Origin of the sequence: Saccharothrix deserti (assembly GCF_009769385.1) — a bacterium.
Taxonomy (GTDB): domain Bacteria; phylum Actinomycetota; class Actinomycetes; order Mycobacteriales; family Pseudonocardiaceae; genus Actinosynnema; species Actinosynnema deserti.
In genome coordinates this window covers 246,546-263,700 of sequence record NZ_ML775961.1, presented here as the reverse complement: position 1 = coordinate 263,700, position 17,155 = coordinate 246,546, and the positions used below count along the sequence as shown (strand labels likewise).

Annotated in this window: 16 protein-coding genes and 1 pseudogene; 6 read left to right on the top strand and 11 right to left on the bottom strand. The window is 70.0% G+C overall.

Features of this window, described 5'->3' with window-relative positions:
* Positions 1 to 90: 90 nt before the first annotated feature.
* The gene (locus tag FM051_RS05980; protein WP_158841480.1) at positions 91 to 1,161 is read right to left on the bottom strand and encodes a LuxE/PaaK family acyltransferase; all 1,071 of its coding nucleotides are present in this window, start codon (positions 1,159 to 1,161) and stop codon (positions 91 to 93) included.
* A 318-nt stretch (positions 1,162 to 1,479) separates the two neighbouring features.
* On the opposite strand from FM051_RS05980, the gene FM051_RS05975 reads away from it, so the two are divergent.
* The gene (locus tag FM051_RS05975) at positions 1,480 to 2,079 is read left to right on the top strand and encodes a TetR family transcriptional regulator (protein WP_158841479.1); all 600 of its coding nucleotides are present in this window, start codon (positions 1,480 to 1,482) and stop codon (positions 2,077 to 2,079) included.
* A 502-nt stretch (positions 2,080 to 2,581) separates the two neighbouring features.
* Here FM051_RS05975 and FM051_RS05970 read toward each other — a convergent pair.
* The gene (locus FM051_RS05970; RefSeq protein ID WP_158841478.1) at positions 2,582 to 3,283 is read right to left on the bottom strand and encodes a hypothetical protein; all 702 of its coding nucleotides are present in this window, start codon (positions 3,281 to 3,283) and stop codon (positions 2,582 to 2,584) included.
* Between the two features lie 312 nt (positions 3,284 to 3,595).
* Here FM051_RS05970 and FM051_RS05965 point away from each other — a divergent pair, with 312 nt between their 5' ends.
* Entirely contained in the window at positions 3,596 to 4,471 is an 876-nt protein-coding gene (locus FM051_RS05965; RefSeq protein WP_158841477.1) for a hypothetical protein, read from the top strand.
* Positions 4,472 to 4,476: 5 nt separating this feature from the next.
* On the opposite strand, the gene FM051_RS05960 is transcribed toward FM051_RS05965, so the two are convergent.
* Complete coding sequence (locus FM051_RS05960; protein ID WP_158841476.1) at positions 4,477 to 4,671, bottom strand: hypothetical protein; 195 nt, start codon at positions 4,669 to 4,671, stop codon at positions 4,477 to 4,479.
* Positions 4,672 to 4,852: 181 nt separating this feature from the next.
* Positions 4,853 to 5,635: an MOSC domain-containing protein gene (locus FM051_RS05955; RefSeq protein WP_158841475.1), complete on the bottom strand. Its 783-nt coding sequence runs from the start codon at positions 5,633 to 5,635 to the stop codon at positions 4,853 to 4,855.
* 79 nt (positions 5,636 to 5,714) lie between these two features.
* Here FM051_RS05955 and FM051_RS05950 point away from each other — a divergent pair, with 79 nt between their 5' ends.
* Positions 5,715 to 6,173, top strand: a complete 459-nt coding sequence (locus FM051_RS05950; protein WP_158841474.1) for an Lrp/AsnC family transcriptional regulator — start codon at positions 5,715 to 5,717, stop codon at positions 6,171 to 6,173.
* A 16-nt stretch (positions 6,174 to 6,189) separates the two neighbouring features.
* On the opposite strand, the gene FM051_RS05945 is transcribed toward FM051_RS05950, so the two are convergent.
* The 4 genes and pseudogenes from FM051_RS05945 to FM051_RS05930 form a co-directional block, all read right to left on the bottom strand.
* A complete protein-coding gene (locus tag FM051_RS05945; RefSeq protein WP_158841473.1) occupies positions 6,190 to 6,645 on the bottom strand; it encodes a nuclear transport factor 2 family protein in 456 nt (151 codons plus the stop codon).
* A gap of 422 nt (positions 6,646 to 7,067) precedes the next feature.
* Positions 7,068 to 8,093, bottom strand: coding sequence for a cellulose binding domain-containing protein (locus tag FM051_RS05940; protein WP_158841472.1), 1,026 nt, complete (start codon positions 8,091 to 8,093; stop codon positions 7,068 to 7,070).
* 97 nt (positions 8,094 to 8,190) lie between these two features.
* A pseudogene (locus tag FM051_RS05935) lies at positions 8,191 to 9,180 on the bottom strand (glycoside hydrolase family 10 protein); the annotation flags it as partial.
* Between the two features lie 212 nt (positions 9,181 to 9,392).
* The gene (locus FM051_RS05930) at positions 9,393 to 9,806 is read right to left on the bottom strand and encodes a winged helix-turn-helix transcriptional regulator (RefSeq protein ID WP_158841470.1); all 414 of its coding nucleotides are present in this window, start codon (positions 9,804 to 9,806) and stop codon (positions 9,393 to 9,395) included.
* 121 nt (positions 9,807 to 9,927) lie between these two features.
* Here FM051_RS05930 and FM051_RS05925 point away from each other — a divergent pair, with 121 nt between their 5' ends.
* From FM051_RS05925 to FM051_RS51535, 3 genes are all read left to right on the top strand, one after another.
* A complete protein-coding gene (locus FM051_RS05925; RefSeq protein ID WP_158841468.1) occupies positions 9,928 to 10,782 on the top strand; it encodes an SDR family oxidoreductase in 855 nt (284 codons plus the stop codon).
* A 140-nt stretch (positions 10,783 to 10,922) separates the two neighbouring features.
* The gene (locus FM051_RS05920) at positions 10,923 to 11,351 is read left to right on the top strand and encodes a DUF6069 family protein (protein ID WP_158841466.1); all 429 of its coding nucleotides are present in this window, start codon (positions 10,923 to 10,925) and stop codon (positions 11,349 to 11,351) included.
* Between the two features lie 498 nt (positions 11,352 to 11,849).
* Positions 11,850 to 13,649: a Crp/Fnr family transcriptional regulator gene (locus FM051_RS51535; protein ID WP_238412158.1), complete on the top strand. Its 1,800-nt coding sequence runs from the start codon at positions 11,850 to 11,852 to the stop codon at positions 13,647 to 13,649.
* 105 nt (positions 13,650 to 13,754) lie between these two features.
* Here FM051_RS51535 and FM051_RS05910 read toward each other — a convergent pair whose 3' ends face one another.
* The 3 genes from FM051_RS05910 to FM051_RS05900 form a co-directional block, all read right to left on the bottom strand.
* The gene (locus FM051_RS05910; protein ID WP_202918701.1) at positions 13,755 to 14,978 is read right to left on the bottom strand and encodes an FAD-binding protein; all 1,224 of its coding nucleotides are present in this window, start codon (positions 14,976 to 14,978) and stop codon (positions 13,755 to 13,757) included.
* 148 nt (positions 14,979 to 15,126) lie between these two features.
* Positions 15,127 to 16,710, bottom strand: coding sequence for an FAD/NAD(P)-binding protein (locus FM051_RS05905; RefSeq protein ID WP_158841464.1), 1,584 nt, complete (start codon positions 16,708 to 16,710; stop codon positions 15,127 to 15,129).
* Positions 16,707 to 17,117, bottom strand: a complete 411-nt coding sequence (locus tag FM051_RS05900; RefSeq protein WP_158841462.1) for a carboxymuconolactone decarboxylase family protein — start codon at positions 17,115 to 17,117, stop codon at positions 16,707 to 16,709. The genes FM051_RS05905 and FM051_RS05900 overlap by 4 nt, the downstream gene beginning before the upstream one ends.
* Positions 17,118 to 17,155 lie beyond the last annotated feature (38 nt).

The following is a 17,155-nucleotide window of genomic DNA, read 5'->3' as shown; positions in this document are numbered from 1 at the left end:
CGCCGGCGGTCGGCGTGGCAAGAGCACAGCGCGCTGTGCTGAATGATCCGCTCGCAAGCTCGCCAATGCCGCCAATGCCGCCAATGCCGCTCATGCCGCGCCTCCGGTCATCTCGTCGAGGGTGAGGGAACAGCCCCGGCTGGCGCTGCCCGCGATCCGGCCGGCGATCGCGACGCCCTCCGGCCCGGCGATGCCGAGGTCGCCGGTGAGCAGCACGTGCGGCCGGTCCAGCAGGGACAGGTCGGTGATCTCCAGCAGGCCGTGCCCCTCGGTCAGGTACTCGCGGGTGCGCGGGTCGCGGACCTTGGGCCCGCCCGCCGGGTGGCTGCCCTTGGGTCGTTCGCCGAGCGGGCCGACCGGGGTGTCCGAGGCGTCGTAGATCATGTTGGCCAGCTCGGTCATGCCGAAGATGTTGCCGTGCCGCTCGATGCCGAACACCCGGCGCACGGCGGCACGCAGGTCGTCCACCCGCATGATCCGCGAGCGGCCCTTGAACCCGCCGCCGTCGTACATCCGCGAACCCGGCGGCAGCTGCCAGCTCCTGCCCTGCTCCTCCAACGCGTCACAGATGTTGACGAACGCGAAGGTCGCGCCGACCAGCACCACCGGCAGGCCTTCCGCCACGGCGGCGTCCAGGCGGTTCGCCAGCAGGTCGAAGTCGACCCCGTTCGCGCCGACCACGGCCGTGCTGAGCTCGGGGTTCCCGCACGACTCGGCGATCCGGGCCATGTCGAACGCGATCGCCATCTCCGGCGCCGCCTCCTCCGACGGGGCGAACGGGATGACGACGGGCCGCACGCCGTCGTCCGGCCGCAGGTGCCGGCGGGCGTTGGCCTCGATCGCCATCCCCTTCAGCTCCAGCCCGAGCTTCGAGTACCGGACGGTGCCCCGGACGCTCCCGGTCGTTCCGCTGGTGCGGAACACCCGGACCGGGGGCGCGTCCGGGAACAGGTGCGGTCCGCCGTCCTTGTAGGCGGTGTCCGGAACGCCGACGCCGACACCGACCTGTTTCCAGTACCGGGCGACGTCCGGCGAGTTCTCCATGGCCAGCTCGACCAGCTGTTCGTGGATGTCGAGCGGATCACCGACGCCGTCGGAGACCAGCAGTGCCATGTGTTCGAAGAGCCGCGCGACGTGAGGGTCGTCGTGGGCAACGGTCATCGATTTCCTCCTGCGGTGAAGGTCAACTCGGCAAGTCAGCAGGGGACGGACGCGTCGGACAAGATCCGTCCCCGGAACGGCGTACCGCTAACCGGGGGTTGCCGAGAGCCTCAGGATGGCGGAGGAACGGCGCAGGTAGGAACGAATCAGCGCGTTCCGCTTCGGGAAGCGGAACGCTAAACGCCCCTCCCGGTGCTGGTCGACCGAGCGGTAGTGACCCGGAACGACCCCGGAACGCCGGGAAGGTCTCAGGGGTCGCCTCGCGCAGGCCCCGTGACGACGTGTCAGTCCTGACACGGACTCTGCGACACTGGCGCCGTGGTCACTCCAGGACGGCGGGAACTGCACAAGGCCGCGACGCGACGCGCCCTCCAGGACGCCGCCCTCGACCTGTTCGAACGGCACGGCTACGAGCGGACGACCGTCCGCGACGTCGCGTCCGCCGCCGGGGTGACCGAGCGGACGTTCTTCCGCTACTTCCCGTCCAAAGAGGACCTGGTCCTCGGCGAAGTGCTGGACCTGATCCCCGTGCTCGCCGAAGCCGTGCGCGCCCGCCCGGCCGGCGAGCCGCCGTACGAGGCCGTGCTGAACGGGCTCCTGGCGGTCGCCGAGCAACGCGGAACCGGCCTGGGTGTGCTGTTCAGCGGCCCGCCCGCGCACTTCATGTCACGGGCGACGCGGGCCGCGCAGCCGGTGCTGCTCCAGTTCGAGGACGGACTCGCCGCGGCGCTCGCCGATCGGCTCACCGCCACCGGCGACCGCGAGGTGGAGTTCCGCGCGTCGGTCCTCGCCCGCGCGTCGGTCGCCGCGATGCGCAGCACGCTGATCGCGTTCGGCGGCCTCCCGGAGTCGGACAAGGGGCTGCCCGCCGCGCTCCGACTGGTCCGGGAGGCGTTCGACGTGCTGGTCAAACCCTGATCCGCTGGAGGTCGTCGCCGACGATCACGCCCGCCGAACCCGCAAACGGCCTTGGCGTACCAGCTCGCGTCGGGGATGGCCGTCGTGCCGGGCGTGAGGTTGCCGAACCGCTCCACCACCTCCATGTCGATCGCTTCGTGCACGAGCACGTCCGCGCCACGAGCCAGCGTCACGATGTTGTCGGTGACCGTGGTGTCGCCGCTGAACACGACCGAGCCGTGCGGGGTGTCGAACCGGAACGCGAAGGACGGGAAACACCGGCGGGTGCCGGACGAGGATCGCGCTCACCCGCACCCGGTCGTCCGACACGACGGTGAACGGCTCCATGGCCGGCGCGACGTCGCCGAGCGGGCTCGCCCCGACATCGGGCAGCTCGATGTCGGCCTTGTCGAACACTGCGCCGGAGAACAGCGCGGTGGACCGGAGGAACCGCCGACGTCCGGGGTTCACCGGGCCGTTCGAAGAATCTGTCACGACTGACACTTTAACCAAAACCTGTCAGTCATGACAGATTCGCTCGTCGGAGGGGGCCGGCCCACGGGTCGGCGTCAGCCTCTCCGACGCCGGGGACGCGGACGCCCCCGGTTCTGTCCGCTGTCCACGCCGTCTCCAACAAATTGACGTCTATTCGCGGGAGTTCGAACCGGCCCGCCACTTTCGGGTGAAGAGCGGTAACACGGGTGGGACTACGATCGAATTCCGATGATGTAAGGGTGCCCCTTTCGGGGAGGTGATCGGTGATGATCACGGCTTGGCGCACGTTCAGCGTGGCGGTGAGTGCGTTCGCGCTTCTGATCGGCTGCGGTTCGCCCACCGACACGGACAGCGGAGCAACGACCACCACCGAGACAACCGAGACCGGGTTCGACACCACCGGTACGGAACCGACCGACACCACCGAGCGCACGACGACGAACGGCGCCCGTCTGATCAACGTGGCGGGCGCACGGCTGGACGGCAGGAGCGACACGTCGTCGTGGCCGCGATTCTCCCTGCACGAGGACGATTCGACGCGAACCGAGTGCAAACCGTTCTTCGTCAACGAGGACACGTCCGTCCCCATCACAGTGGACGTTTCACTTTCCAACTCCGCGGTCTTCCAACTCCTGTCCAGTGGTGAAGACTGCAGTTCCAACGACGGCGACTGCCGCGGCTTCACCTTCCCGCCGGTGAACGGGAAATCGCAGCAGAGCTGCCGGGTCAACGTCGAAGCGTCACGCCCTTCCAGCAGTCAGGCACAGGCCACGGTGACGTTCACCTTCAACGCCCTGTGCCCGTCGACGGCCGGAAAGCCCTGCGACGATCCGAAGGTCGCACCCGCGTCGCCGTCGCCGAGCAAGCCGGTTCCGGTCACCTGGCGGAAACAGGTGACGCTGACGGCAGTGGTGTTCCCATGCCGGCCGGAAGAACTCGAAGAAGGTCCCGACGGTCAGCGGATCTGCCCTACAACGGACACCACCACAACGACGAGCCAGACCACAACGACCACGAGTCCGACCACGACACCGCCGACCTCATGACAGCCGAATCCGCGACGGTCCTCAGCCGGATTCAGTCGTTCGCCACGATCGCCGCACCGACCACACTCGTGGCGGCACTGCTGTTCTACTTCGGTTACGTCTCGACGCTGGTGAGGTACGAGTACTTCGGGGTCGATCTGAACGCGCTCGACCTGTCGACCACCGAACTCCTGCTGCTCGGCACGGAAGTCATCTTCCCGCCGATCGCCGGTCTGCTCGTATTCCTCGTCCTGGGCCTTGTCGCTCACCGAGGCGTACGGGCGCTGCTGCGGCGGCCGAGATCACGTGCGGCGAAAATCGTCGGGGTACTCCTGATGATCCTCGGCGCGGCCCTGTTCGTGCGGGCGGTCGTCGGCATGCTGGTCGTGAGCGTGTCGCGGAACGAGTTCCCGGGCGTGACCGCGATATCCCTGGGCCTGGGTCTTCCACTGCTGGCCTACGGAGTCTGGGTGTACCGCGGCACCGGCAGACCGAGGCGCAGGCGTTCCAGCTCTGCCGACGTGCTGCTGGTGACCGCACTCGGCGCGATCGTCGTGCTCGGCTTGTTCTGGGCGACGAACAACTTCGCGGCGGCGTACGGGCGTGGCAGAGCCGCCGAGTCGGCCGCCGAGTTGCACACCCGACCGGTCGTCGTGCTGGACCTGGAGCAACGGCTGTACCTGCCGGAAGGCACCAAGGGGGTCCACCAGTTCCCGCTGCCGGACTCGGACGGCCGGCGCTTCCGGGTGCGGTGCCAGGGTCTGCGGCTGCTGACCGAGGCGGGCGGGCGGCTGTTCCTCGTTCCCGAGCACTGGACGGGCTCCGACTCCACGCGGAGAACGATCGTGGTCCCCTACGACGAATCGGTCCGAATCCAGTTCCTCCCCGGATAGCGCGCCTAACGGTCGCGTCGCCGGTCCTTCATGTCCATCCCGCCGTCACCGCCCTCGCCTTCGGGCGTGGACTCGTCCGGCCGCGTGTTGGGCGTGCCGGCTTGCTCATCGGCGACGGTCGGCCGGGTGTGCTCGTCGGCGAAGTCGGGTTCCCGCTCCATCTCGGCGGCGGTGGCCGGGTCGATCTCAGGTGTGCTCATGCGTCCGTGATTACCCGCTGACGGGCAGCTCGACGCCTCGGCACGCCAACGCCGGCTACGTGGCTCGGTGACGCGTGAACGTCAGCCGCTGGTCGTGGCCGCTGCCGTGCGGAACCAGGTCCTTCCCCTGCTCGTGAACGCGGGCCTTCTCGCAGACCAGGGCTGAACGCGTTGCGGCTCGTCACGTGACCGCGTCGCCCACCGCGATCCGACCGGGCCGGAGGACCGCGAACTTCGCGCCGAACGCGACGCCGCCCTCCGGGACGCGGCGGTAGCGGCTGAGGGTGCGCAGCGGCTCCGGTCCCGCCTTACCCCCGGTGTCCTGGTCGACCATCGTGATGACGCAGCGGATCGCCTGTTTCGCGTAGCCGAGCTCGGCCGCGCCGATGGTGAGCCGCTTCGCGTGGTCCTCGTGGTACGGGTCCGGCCAGCCGTCCACGACGACGTTCGGGCGGAAACGGGCCGTGGGCACCGGCGCGGTGAGTCGGCCGGCGAGGTCGTCCAGTGACGCCGTCGACAGCAGGTGGATCGCGCAGCTGTCGGCGTACGCGGAGGTGCCGGGGGTCTCGCCATCGGTGACGCGGTCGTGGTCGGGTGGGACCCGGACCAGGCGCCGGGGCCCGCCGAGGATCTCGCTCAGCCACGCGGCCACCCGGTCGCCCTGGTCGATGCCGCGGTAGGCCTCGCCGAACAGCGTGACCGGGCGGCTCGGCCCGGTCGCGTTCACCGGCACGCGGATCTCCGCCATGCCGGGCGCGCGCAGTGTCAGCTCGTCGCCGTCCAGGTTCGGCCGGATCACGGCCAACGTGGGGTCACGGCGCTGGTTGCGGAACCCGCCGGCCAGGTCGGTCACCATGAAGGCACGGTCGCCGGCGATGCCGGCGGGGGTGAGCACGGCCTCCCGCACCGCGACCGCCGCGCAACTCTTGATCGGGTAATACCGCAGCTCAACGACGGTGGCCATGCCGGCAACGCTAGGCGATATCCTTCGCAACGCGATTGCGAATATTGCCTTCCACGCCTCACATGCGCAATATTCAGGCATGGATCGGATCGATCGCGCAATCGTCGAGCAGTTGCGGCTGGACGCCCGGCTGCCCAACACCGAACTGGCCGACCGCGTCGGGCTCACGCCGGCGCCGTGCCTGCGGCGGGTGCGCAGGCTGGAGCAGGACGGCGTGATCACCGGCTACCACGCGCACGTCAACCCGACGGCGACCGGCCAGGCGTTCGAGGTGATCGTGAACGTCGACCTGGCCAAGAAGGACCGCGCGACAGTCGCCCGGTTCGAGTCACGGGTCGCGGCCTACGACGAGGTGGTCGAGTTCCGCCGCATGTTCGGGCTCCCCGACTACTTCCTGCGGATCGCGACCGAGGACCTGTCGTCGTTCGAGGAGTTCGTGACGACCAAACTCGAGGACACACCGGGCATCGCCCGCGTCGACTCGCACCTGACGATGAAGACGATCAAGTCGCAGGCCTGGGTCGGCCACGGGGCCTGAACCCTCGCGAACACCTCTAGCGCAGCGGAATCGAGTCTTCGCGTTCGTCGGGGCGGCGGGAACCGAAGATCCGTCGGTCGGCAGCCGTGATCGGGACGTCGTTGATGCCGGCTTCACGGCGCCGCATGTAGCCGTCGGCGTCGAATTCCCAGTTCTCGTTGCCGTAGCTGCGCCACCACTGGCCGGACTCGTCGTGCCACTCGTACTGGAACCGGACCGCGATCCGGTCCGCGGTGAACGCCCACAACGACTTGCGCAGGGCGTAGTCCAGCTCACGCTCCCACTTGCGAGTCAGGAAGGCCACGATCTCGTCGCGTCCGACGACGAACTCGGACCTGTTGCGCCACACGGAATCGGGCGTGTACGCGGCCGCGACGCGAAGCGGGTCCCTGGTGTTCCACGCGTCCTCGGCGGCTTGCACCTTCTGCCGGGCGGTGGCCTCGTCGAAGGGCGGAAGGGGCGGGCGTGTCATGTGTCTCCTACCTCGGGGCGTTCTAACGTCTGCGTCGCACCGTTGCCGTTAGAAGCCAATCACACCAATCTAACGCATGCAAGCGGGTGTTAACGTTAGATCGTTGGCCCGGCGAGACCAGAGGGGAGACAGGATGAGCGAGACGTTCACCCCCGCCCGCGCCGACCTGACACCGAACCGCCGCTGGAACGCGAAAAAGCACCGGTCCCGTGCGGGGTTCCGGTGCTTATCTCCTTCTTCGGCATCGCGACGCGCCGACTGAAGTGGTTCAACGCCGGTTCACCCAATCGGAGTATCAACCGCCATATCCGCGCCCTGGGGACGTGCCACCGTCGATCCCCTCCGCGGCCGCAGCCCTCGGGATACCCGCACCAAGTGCTTGGCGCGGGTATCCCGTCGATCGCACGCGGGTCAGGAGTCGGTCACGGGCTGGCGCAGGTCAGGTCGCCCGGGGTGGACGACCCGCCGTTGACCACGAACCCGAAGGTGGTGGACGCGCCCGCGCCGACCGACCCGTTGTAGGCGGCGTTCTTCACGGTGACCGCGCCGCTGGTGCCGGTGTTCACCCCGCCCCAGATGTTGGCGAGGCTCTGCCCGCCGGGCAGGGTCATCCGCACGGTCCAGCCGTTGAGCGCGGACGTCGCGGTGTTGCGGACGGTGATCTCGCCCTGGTACCCGCCACCCCAGGAGTTGACGACGCGCGAGGTCGCCGTGCAGGCACCGACGGGGTCGGGCGGCTGGTTGCCCCCGTTGCCGATGCTGCCCGGCACCGACAGCAGCGCGTTGTACCAGGCGGTGGCCATCTTGCTGTAGCCACCGGCGTTGGGGTGCACGCCGTCGGCGAGGTCGGCGGTGGTCAGCGCGCGGTACTGGTCGACCAGGTACACCTTCTTGCCCGCGTTGGCCTTGCTCTGCACCATCGGCGGGATCGTCGCGTTGAACGTCCGCACGGTCGAGTCGTAGGAGGACAGCGGGGTGATCGTCGCCACGAACAGGCGCGCATTGGGCGCCAGGGTGGTGATGCGGTCGACCAGGGCGGACAGCCGGTTCGGCGCGCCGGCCGGGTCGCCGCCGTACATGTCGTTGGTGCCGATGTGCAGCAGGATCGTTTCGGGGGTGTAGGTGCGCAGCCAGTTGGTGACGTTGCTGTCGATCTGGGCGATGGTCCAGCCCGAGTGGCCCTCGTGGTCGCGATCGCCGAGGCTGCTCGGACCGTTGACCGCCGAGCCGACGAAGTCGACGCTGTAGCCGCCGGCCACGAACTTCTGCCACAGGTCGACGCGGTAGCCGCCGGGGACGTTGAAACCGTCGGTGATCGAATCACCCAGCGGCATCACCCGGACCGGTGCCGCGGCGGCCACGTCGGCGGCGGCGACCGCGGGCACGGACGGGGCGAGCAGTGCCGCGAGGGCGATGGCGCCCGCGAGCACACGACTCGTTCTTGCCATGGAACTTCCTCCCCTGCTGGTGGGGTCGGCGGCGGTAGGTCCCGGGCGTCACGCCCCGAGGTCCACCGCCTGGCGCGGCCCGGGATGATCAGCTGTTCAGGACCGAGAGCACCGAGTTGTACGCGGGCTTCTTGTTGTAGTTGCCGTCGAACAACAACGGCGTCTGGCTCGCCCGCCACGAGTACTTGTCCGTCACGCCCCAGACCGTGATGGCGTTGCAGCGCGACACGGCCAGGCAGGCCCTGATCACGCGGGCGTAGGCGTCGGCCTGCGAGGTGCCCGAACCGCCGATGTCCAACTCGGTGATGTGGACGTCCACGCCCAGGTTGGCGAACCGCTGGAGGTTGGCCTGGATGTCACCCGGCACGCTGCCGGTGGACAGGTGGGCCTGGAAGCCGACGCAGTCGATCGGCACGCCGCGCGCCTTGAAGTCGCGCACCATGTTGTACACGGCGGTGGACTTCGCGTTCTGGCCGTCGGTGTTGTAGTCGTTGTAGCAGAGCTTGGCGCTCGGGTCGGCGGTGCGCGCGGCGCGGAACGCCTCCTCGATGTAGCCGTTGCCGATGCGCTGCTGGAACACCGTGCTGCGCCGGGCGCCGCTGGTGCCGTCCGCGAACGCCTCGTTCACCACGTCCCAGTAGGCGATCTGGCCGCGGTAACGGCCTGCCACGTTCGAGATGTGGTTGCGCATCACCGACAACAGCTCGCTGCCGGAGCCGATGTTCGACACCCAGCCGGGCAACTGGCTGTGCCACACCAGTGTGTGGCCGCGGACCGCCATGCCCTGGCCGCGGGCGTGGTTGACGACGCGGTCGGCGTTGCCGTAGGTGAACTGGCCGCGGTTCGGCTCGGTCGCGTCCCACTTCATCTCGTTCTCGGGCGTGGCCTGGTTGAACTCGCGGTTCAGGGTCGTGACGTAGGCCGACTCACCCAGCCGGTTGGCCGCGACCGCCGCGCCGAACACCCGTCCCTTGGCCGAAGCGCCGGCCTTCAGGGTGGTCGCGGCGGCCGAGGCGCCCGGCGCGGTCACCACCAGGGCCGCGAGCACCGGCACGACGGCCAGCACGACCCCGAGTGACTTCCTCATGCGTTCCTCCGTGATCGTCGTTGATCAGGCGGCGGCAGAAGTGTTTCGTCAGCATGACAGAAACTTTCGGGGTCGAGAACCCGGCGACGCCAACTGAGACGATCACGGCGGAGACTTCGAACGAACAGGCGCACACACCGCTGCCTCCCGGCGGCACAGGTGCCGCATCGGGAGGCAGTGCGAGTGGTCCGCGGAAGCGCCCGGCGGCGCGGTCAGCCGTTCTTCGCCGCGTCGTAGCGCTGGTTGGCGGCGATCACGTCGGGCATCTGGGCCTCGACGTCGTGGATGAGTTCGACCAGCAACGCGGCGGTGCGCTTGCCGCGGTCGGTGAGGCTGTACTCGACCTTCGGCGGGATCGTGTGCTGCGCTTCGCGGTGCACGAAACCGTCACGCTCCAACGCCTGCAGGGTCTGGGCGAGCATCTTCTCGCTGACCCCGTGGACCCGGCGGCGCAGTTCGTTGAAGCGGAACGTGCCGTCGTGCAGCGCCGCCATCGCCAGCACTCCCCAGCGGCCGGTGAGGTGCTCCAGGGTCGCCCGCGACGGGCAACGCTGCGCGAACACGTCGAACAACAACTGGTCGTGTTCGGTCTCGCGCTCGACCGCGCACTCGGACACCTCGCTCATGTTTCTGAGGATACTCTCAGCACAGCACCTCCTCACGTGATGGTACTCACCCCAGGGTTGCACTTTCTAAAAGTTAGTGCAGTCTTGTGGAGAGCAGAGTTTCGAGTTGAGGAGTTTCTCGATGATCGTTGTCACCGGTGCCACTGGACAGCTCGGCCGCCTGGTCGTGGAAGCCCTGGTCAAGAAGGTCCCCGCGGATCAGGTCGTAGCCACCGTGCGCGACCCGCAGAAGGCCGCCGACCTCGCCGCGCTCGGCGTCCAGGTTCGCACCGCGGACTACAACGAGCCCTCCACCCTGGTCGAGGCGTTCGCCGGCGCGGACAAGGTCCTGCTGATCTCCAGCAGCGAGGTCGGCCGGCGGGTGCCTCAGCACGCCGCCGTGATCGACGCCGCCAAGGCCGCCGGTGTGAGCCACCTGCTCTACACCAGCGTCCTGTACGCCGACACCACGAGCATCTCCCTGGCCCCCGACCACAAGGCCACCGAGGAGCTCATCCGCGAGTCGGGCATCCCGTTCACGTTCCTGCGCAACAGCTGGTACACCGAGAACTACGAGCAGTCGGTCGCCCAGAGCCTCGACTTCGGCGCGATCGTCGGCAGTGCCGGTGACGGCCGGGTCGGCGGCGTTCCCCGCATCGACTACGCCGAGGCCGCCGTGGCGGCCCTCACCGGCGAAGGCCACGAGGGCAAGGCCTACGAGCTGGCCGCCGACGAGCCCTTCACCTACGCCGAGCTGGCCGACGCCATCGCCCGCATTTCCGGCAAGACCGTCGCCTACCAGGACGTTCCCGCCGACCAGCACCGCGGGATCCTCGTCGGCGCCGGGCTACCCGACTTCGTCGCCGACATGCTCGTCGACGCCGACCGCGCCATCGCCGCCGGTGAACTCGCCAGCACCTCCGGCGACCTGCGGACGCTGATCGGCCGGCCCACCACGCCCCTCGACGAGGCCGTCGCCGCGCTGCTCAAGAACTGACCCCTCCCCCGACTCAGGTGGGGCTGCCCGCGAACACCGGGCGGCCCCACCTGACCCTTTCCGCAGACCATCTGTCCGAACTCGACAGTGCCGGTCGAGCACCGGATCGACAGCGCTATCGACACCGTTGGGGAGTAGCCGTGGAATCGAGCAAGGGTCGGGTCGTAGTTGGCGTCCTGGCAGCGATCGTGTTGGCGTCCGCGGGTAACACCGTGGTGTCCTTCGCGGCCCAGGCGCTCGGTGCGTCGCCGCAGGTCATCCAAGGCCTGGCGCCGCAGGCGTACGTCTTCCTGACCACCGTCGGCGTGGTCGTGGCCGCCGTGGCGTGGTCGCTGATCCGCAGCAGGGCCAAGCGCCCGAACGCGTTGCTGCGCAAGCTGGTGCCGATCGTGGTCGTGGTGTCGTTGCTGCCCGACCTGCCGCTGTTCGGCATTGCGGGTGCGAGCGCGATCGGTGTGATCGGGCTGATGGTGATGCACTTCGTGGTGGCCGGGGTCGCGGTGCCGATCTTCGCCAAGGTCCTGCCGCTGCCCGCCGACGCGCCGGGAACGGCCGCCGTCCCCGCCTGATCGAAGTCGCCGCCGTCCGGAGATCGCCGGCACAGCGGCTGTTCGCGCCCCTCGACGGCGGGACCGGGTTATCGCCCGGTCCCGCCGTCGAAGTCTGGGAGCGTCCCGACGCCGTTGCTCGGTGGGGTCATGCCGAACGCCTCCGGACGAGCGTCGGGGGCGGGCCATTTCTGTCCAACTCATCAGACGTCTAAGGTCGCGGGGACCGAGGAGCGCCGCCTTCACGGATGTCGAGGGCGGCGCTCACCCCCTGATGAGCACCGCCGGGCAAAAACTTGCACGGTTTTCCGCAATATTGCGGATAGCGTTCGGACATCCGACCATTTGACCCGTAACAATGTCAGGCATGCGCTAACGAATACCCGGAGCAACCGATATCGCCGCTATGGACGAGGATTCCACTCCGACGGCACGAGTGCGCGCGCCCGAACGCCGGAACACGGCGTCCGAACGCGTGAACAGCGCTGTCGCAGACCGAGCAACCACCTGGGGTGCCGGATGAACCGTATGGTCGAACTCGAAGCAGTCCTGTCCCGGTCCGCCCCGGACCGGCAGGCGGCACGGCGCCTCGCCGTGGACTTGGCACGCTCGCTGGACACGCTCAGCGCCCGCCGGGACGTGGACCGCCTGCTGCGCTGTGCCGCCGCGCTGACCCGGATCGGCTCCGCCGACGCCGCGGACGCGCTGCTGATCGCCATGCTCGCCCTGGTGGACCCGACAGGTCCGGAGGCGTCACGGGTGCGCGACCAGCAGGCGCTGGCGTCCGTGGCCCGGGGTCGGCGTGAGCCGGGCACGATCGCGCCGCGTCAGGTGCGGCGGAGGGCGCCGGGTGCGGCGTTCGGTCGGGGTGCTCCCCTGCGCCAGGTGGTGGGCGACTTCCTCGACCCGGCGACGGTGGCCGACCCGGTGGCGGTGGGTTCGGTCGCGGTGGCGGTCGAACCGGTGAAGTCGACCGAGACGGGCGCGTTGGAGCTGGCCTTGCAGCGCAACGCGGCGGTGCTCGGCTCGAACCACCCGCAGACGTGCGTGGTCCGGCTGAACCTGATGTGCGCGCGGTTCCGGATCGCCCGCGACCACGGTGACGCCGAAGAGGTCGCCGAGGCGTTGACCGATCTGCGCGACGCGACCGACCGGGCGCTGAACTCACTGGGACCGAACCACCCGCGGGCGCTGGTCGCGCAGGCCAACCTGGCGTCCGCCGAGTTCGAGCTGGCCAGGGTGCGCCGGTCCGCCGAACGGGCCCGGCTCGCGCTGCCCAGCCTGCGGTCGGCCGCCGACCGCACCGCCACCAGGCTGGGCGCGGACCACCCGCACGCGGTGATCGCGATGTCGAACCTGGCGTCGGCGGAACTGGAGCTGGCACACCTCGAAGGCACCCGCACGCAGGCGCAACGCCTGCTCGACGTGGTGCGCGACGCGTCGACGCAGTCCGCGGCGACACTCGGCCCGGACCACCCGGCCGTGCAGGCGCTGGACGAGCAGCGGCGGGCGTGCGAGGCGCTGTTGGCCGGCGTGCTGCCCGACCCGTCGTTCGAACGCGGCTACGCGTCGTTCGCCGACGCCGGCCGGTCGCTGGCCACCACGAAGTCGAGCACGCCCGCGGTGCGGCAGAGCGTGGCGACGCCGGAGTGGCCACCGGGCACCCTGCTCGCCCGGCTGCGGGAGAGCAGCAGGCAGGAGCTGCTGACCCTCGGGACCGCGGTCCGCTACGCCGCCGACCGGGAGATCATCGTCCAGGACGCCACCGACACGCACGTGTTCCTGCTGCTCGAAGGCGTGGTGAAGGTACTGGTCAACGACGCGAGCGGGGACACCGCCGTGCTCACCGTGCGGGTTGCGGGCGACCTGGTCGGCGAACTCGCCGGACTCGACCACAAGCCGCGCTCGGCCACCGTCGTGACCTGCGGTGACGTCACCGCGAAGCTGATCACCAGCGCCGAGCTGCACGGGTTCCTGCACCGCCGCAACGACGGGTTCGTGGAGCTGATCGGGGTGATCGACGACCAGCTGCGGTGGGCCAACCGGCGGCGGCGCGACTTCCTGTCCCACACCGCCGCCGAACGGGTGGCGCGGGTGCTGGCCGAGCTGGTCTGCGCGCACGGCAGGCAGGAGGTCGACGGCTGGGTGCTGGGCATCCCGCTGACCAAGGTGGAGCTGGCGTCGATCGCCGGGATGAAGCCGCGCACGGCCGAGAAGGCGTTCGCCGACCTGCGCAAGGCGGGTGTCGTGGTGAGCCACCTGCGGCGTGACGTGGTCGTGCCCGACGTGGAGGCGTTGCGGCGGTTCGCCCGGTTGTGAGCTCCCGGTTGTGAGCTCCCGGTTGTGATCGTGCGGTCACGTCGGTGGGGCCCGGTCCGTCAGGGTGGGTGACGGACCGGGAAGCCGTGCTCGGGCGGACCCCGCTTATCCGGTGAACCAACCGTCAATCAAGGGGTTGCGGAATTTGCCGGCGGGGTCGAGTCGCGCCTGCAGTTCGGCGAACCGCGCCCAGTTCTCGTACCGCTCACCGGGGTCGGCCATTTCGAACACCTTGCCCCAGTGCGGGCGTGGACGCCACGGGCTGAGCGAGGCCTCGATCTTGCGGAGCACGGTGCGGACGGCCGTGTCGTCGGGCTGCCAGGTGAAGTGGAAGGCGACGCTCGGCCGGCCGTGCACCGGGCTCAGCCACTGCGCGTCGGCCGCGACCGTGCGGACCTCGGAGGTCAGCAGCACGGGCGCGAGCTCGGCGGCCAGGGCGTTCAACGCCTTCAGCGCCTCGGCGGCGTGCTCGCGGGCCACGAAGTACTCGGACTGCAGCTCGCGACCGACGCTGGGGGTGAAGTCGGCGCGGAAGTGCGGCAGCCGTTCGTGCCACGGGCCGGGCACGCCGAGCTGGGTCGTGCAGTGCAGGGTGGGCTGGCCGGGGACCGGGTGGTGCGGCTCGGTGGCCGCCGTCGCTCCCGTCCAGGCCAGGTCGTGCCTGGTGTCGGTCGTGCGGTGCTTGGCGAACACGTGGGCCACGCCCTGCCAGGTGGTGAAGGCGCTGACGCTGTAGGCACTGGCGAAGACCGCGTCGACGTTCGCGACCAGGGCGTCGAACGGCATGTCCTGGTAGACCCGCTGCTCGACCTCGAAGGTCGGGACGACGTCCAGCTCCACCGCCACCACCACGCCGAGCGACCCGAACGCCACCACGGCCCCGTCGAACCCGGCGTCTCCCCTGCTCAACGTGGTGATGCCGCCGTCGGCGGTGACGAGGTCGAGTGAGCGGACCAGGCTCGCGAGCGACGGGATGTCGTTGCCCGAGCCGTGGGTGGCGGTCGCGCACGCACCGGTGATCGTGATGTGCGGCAACGACGGCATGGCGGGCAGTGCGAGGCCGGCGGCGTGCAGCAAGTCGGCGAGCCGCGCCAACCGCATCCCGGCGCCCACCCGCACCGACCCGGACCGGACCTCGAACACCTCGGGCATCCGGTCGAGGCTGATCAGCGTGCCGGAGGTGTCGGCGATCGTGCTGAACGAGTGGCCGGCGCCGACCACGTGCGCCGACTCGGCCGCCCTGACCGCGTCCTGGACCTCCTCGACCGAGGTCGGGTGCGCGGTCAGCCCGGCGGAGAAGGTGAAGTTGCCTGCCCAGTTGGTGCTCACCGGCCAGATTCTGCCTCATGTTCAGCAGCGCTCCGGCCACCCGCAGCCTCTCCGCCGCACGGTTCTCCGCCATCCGATCGGCGTGCGCCTCGCCTCGTCGATCACGAGCGACGCCACCGGCGTCCCGGCCACACCGGCGAGAGCAGGTTCATGACAGTGCCGCCCGTGCGATCGCATCGGCCTCCACCAACGTCACCGATGCCGACCACGGGCGGACTCCGGCGGCCGTGACCCAGTGGACGTATTCCGTCGGCACGCCGAACGCGAAGCGACGCGGGTGGGGTCGACCGGTCGCGTCCACGACGCGTGACGGGGTTCGGGTCACGTCCAAGCCGCCCGTCTCGTAGGCGCCGAGGCGGAACGGACGGGCCTGGGCGGTGCGCAGGAGGTGGCGCAGGAGCGGGTTCGCCGCCTGGCGCACGTCCACCTCGGGCATCCGCGCCTCGACCACGGACGTCACCTCGACGTCCCCGACCGTGAACCCGGTGGGACCGTGTCGCAGGTCGGGCCCTACGGCCTGGAGCACGCCCGACCTCAGCAAAGCGATCATCTCCTCGATCCGGCCGACCGGTGGACCGATGGACAGGAACGCGTTCAGCGGCGTGTACCAGCCGGCGACGTCGTCGCGGTAGGACTCACCGGAGATGCCGCCGTGGTCGACGGCCAGGCGGATCTCGTTGCGGATGTCGCGCAGGACGTCGAGCGCTGCCTTCACGGGGCCGCGCACGTTGCCGCGCTTGGCGTGGGCGACGTCCCGGATCAGGTGGCCGACGAGCCAGTTCTGGTAGGTGGCCCGGCTCGGGAACCGCAGGCCGCGGGCGGGTTGGGCGATCCGACGCCAGTTCCACGGCGGGCCGGACGGGTGCGCGCGGTGGTAGACGTGGCGCACTTCCTGGTCCACCAAGGGCCAGATGTCGCGGCGGAAGCTCGACCGGCCGCGTGGGAGGGCGGCGATCCGGTCGTGGGTGAGGAAGACCGGCTCGTGGCGGCCCGCCGTGCCCTTCTGGTTGACGCCCCGCGCGTGGTGCGGCACGCCCCGCCGGGAGGTGGCGAAGAGCTGCGGTTCGCGGCCGGACGGCAGGTAGCGGAGGGCGCCGTCGGCGCGGGTGAAGCGTCCGCCTCGGCCCACCGTGCACATGCTCAGGTAGTCGAAGAACGTCAGGCCCATGCCGCGCAACAGGACCGGGTCGCCGGGGCGCAGTGCCGACAGGTCCGCGTCGGCCGCGTTGCCGGGTGACAGGTGTCCGGCGGTCCACGACGGGGTCACCAGGTCGTGGCCCAGGGCCAGGACGACCGCGTCGGCGGTGATGCGGTGGCCGGTGGAGAGGGTGACGGACTGCGTGACGCCCGTGTCGTCCAGTGCCACGGCTTCGGCGCGGTGCACGACGACGTCCACCTGTCCGGTGAGCCGCCGGAACACCCAGCCGAGGTAGCGGCCGTACTGCGCCCGTGACGGATAGCCGTCCGGGTCGACGCCCGCCCACTCCGCCAGCGACGGTCCCGGCACACGCGGGCCCGCGCACGGCACGGTCGCGTCGGTGAACAGGCTGACCTGGCCGGCGGGTGTGTTCATCAGCAGGTGCTCGGGCTGGTCGGTCCGCCACACCCGGCCGGGGCCGGGCGGGAACGGGTCGACCACGTGCACCCGGACGGGTTCGCGGGCGTTGGCGCAGATCCGTTCCAGCACGGAGGTCCCCCGTGGTCCCGCGCCCACGATGCAGACCACCGTCATACGAGCCGCGCGCTGATCGCCAGGCGGTTGTACGCGTTGATCACGATCGCCACCCACACGACCTGCTGGGTCCGCACCTCCCCCAGCGCCCGGATCGCGGCGTCGAGGACGGCGTCCGGCACGTGCCCGTCGTGCACCAACGTCACCGCTTCCGCCAACGCGAACACGGCCCGCTCCACGCCCGTGAAGGCAGGATCGGTCCGCCAGGCGGAGACGTCGCGCTCCTCCCCCAACGCCGCCGCCGCGTCGCCGTGCAGCCGTATGCAATAGGCACACCCGTTGATCTGCGAACACCGCAACCGCACCAGCTCGACGAGCCCGGCCGGCAGGTCAACGTCGCCCACCGCCTTCGCCAACGCGTTCAACGCGGCGAACCCCGGCCCGGTAAACGGATCGAGCCTGATCACAACCACCTCCCAATCGTCTCCGAGCCACAACCCACCGG

Excerpts from the sequence above, each read along its gene's own strand:
- FM051_RS05965 (WP_158841477.1), top strand. The coding sequence starts at position 3,596 with ATGACAGCCGAATCCGCGACGGTCCTCAGCCGGATTCAGTCGTTCGCC.
- FM051_RS05940 (WP_158841472.1), bottom strand. The coding sequence starts at position 8,093 with ATGGCAAGAACGAGTCGTGTGCTCGCGGGCGCCATCGCCCTCGCGGCA.
- FM051_RS05905 (WP_158841464.1), bottom strand. The coding sequence starts at position 16,710 with ATGACGGTGGTCTGCATCGTGGGCGCGGGACCACGGGGGACCTCCGTG.
- FM051_RS05930 (WP_158841470.1), bottom strand. The coding sequence starts at position 9,806 with ATGAGCGAGGTGTCCGAGTGCGCGGTCGAGCGCGAGACCGAACACGAC.
- FM051_RS05945 (WP_158841473.1), bottom strand. The coding sequence starts at position 6,645 with ATGACACGCCCGCCCCTTCCGCCCTTCGACGAGGCCACCGCCCGGCAG.
- FM051_RS51535 (WP_238412158.1), top strand. The coding sequence starts at position 11,850 with ATGAACCGTATGGTCGAACTCGAAGCAGTCCTGTCCCGGTCCGCCCCG.
- FM051_RS05950 (WP_158841474.1), top strand. The coding sequence starts at position 5,715 with ATGGATCGGATCGATCGCGCAATCGTCGAGCAGTTGCGGCTGGACGCC.
- FM051_RS05955 (WP_158841475.1), bottom strand. The coding sequence starts at position 5,635 with ATGGCCACCGTCGTTGAGCTGCGGTATTACCCGATCAAGAGTTGCGCG.
- FM051_RS05925 (WP_158841468.1), top strand. The coding sequence starts at position 9,928 with ATGATCGTTGTCACCGGTGCCACTGGACAGCTCGGCCGCCTGGTCGTG.
- FM051_RS05980 (WP_158841480.1), bottom strand. The coding sequence starts at position 1,161 with ATGACCGTTGCCCACGACGACCCTCACGTCGCGCGGCTCTTCGAACAC.
- FM051_RS05960 (WP_158841476.1), bottom strand. The coding sequence starts at position 4,671 with ATGAGCACACCTGAGATCGACCCGGCCACCGCCGCCGAGATGGAGCGG.